This is a genomic window from Limosilactobacillus coleohominis, assembly GCF_016901675.1.
GTDB lineage: Bacteria > Bacillota > Bacilli > Lactobacillales > Lactobacillaceae > Limosilactobacillus > Limosilactobacillus intestinavium.
On the sequence record NZ_JACJKU010000157.1, the window covers coordinates 1 to 1,133 of the forward strand.

Consider the following 1,133-nt stretch of genomic DNA (forward strand, 5'->3'; position numbering starts at 1 on the left):
ACCCTAAACAATTAAGGAGGTCACTCTTATGTCTAGTGTAATTTATGTTGGTATGGATGTCCATCAAGACTCTTTTAGTTTATGTGCTTTGGACGCCCTTAATGGTGAAATTATTCGCGAAACTAAATGTACTGCGGATATCCAGAATGTAGTTAAGTTTACTTCTCAACTACCACAAACGGACGAAACTCAAATTGTTCTTGGGTATGAAGCGGGTATCTGGGGATACTCTCTTTACAATCGATTAATAGAACTCGGTTTCGAATGTGTTATTTTAGCACCATCAACGATGTACAGTAACGCTAAGCATCAGATGGTTAAAAATGATCATCAAGATGCCCAAATGATTGCACATAACTTAGCCGCCGGAACCTATAAAGCGGTCTATGTTCCAGATCAGGAAGACGATAACGTTAAGGAATTTATTCGGTTAATTAAGTCATTAAAGAAAGACCTTAAGCAGACTAAACAACGTATTCGGTCTTTCGTTCTTCGTAATGGCTTCCGCTTTACTCGGACTCCATGGACAAGTCTATACCTGAAGTGGTTAGAACAACTACAATTATCCAAATTAAAAAGAGTAATTTTAGATGAATATATCGTTTACTACCATGAACTTACCGATAAAATTGACCGACTTAACAGTCAATTAGAAGAACTTTCGCACCAGAAACGTTACCAAGAACCAATAGCTAAGTTACGCTGCTTCAAGGGTATTGATACCACCGCTGCCATGACGATTCATGTAGAAACGTCGGACTTCACTAGGTTTCCTAACGCTAAGGCTTACACTGCCTACCTTGGGTTAACTCCTAGTGAACATTCCAGCGGGAATAAGGTTAGTTTGGGTCGAATTACTAAACAAGGTAATTCGACTATTAGGACGACCTTAGTTGAGTGTGTGCAGGGATTAGTACGTGGTGAGCCAAGCAAAAAATCTAAAAAACTAAAAGCCCGTCAAAACGGTCAATCAGGAAAAGTAATTAGGTACGCCGATCGAGCGGTTAAACGGCTTCACAAGAGATATGAACGAATGCTTCATGCCGGTAAACCTAGAAACGTTGCGATTATCGCTGTTGCTAGAGAACTAGCTTGCTTTATTTGGGGAATGGAAAACAACAAGATTGCTTAAT

General features: G+C 39.6%; 1 protein-coding gene. It reads left to right on the plus strand.

From position 1 onward, the window contains the following. The first annotated feature begins 28 nt into the window (after nt 1-28). Nucleotides 29-1,132, plus strand: a complete 1,104-nt coding sequence (locus H5975_RS08280) for an IS110 family transposase (RefSeq protein ID WP_204785621.1) — start codon at nt 29-31, stop codon at nt 1,130-1,132. Nucleotide 1,133 lies beyond the last annotated feature (1 nt).

Bases quoted from the DNA above. Each gene is read 5' to 3' on its own strand.
- H5975_RS08280 (WP_204785621.1), top strand. From the start codon at position 29: ATGTCTAGTGTAATTTATGTTGGTATGGATGTCCATCAAGACTCTTTT.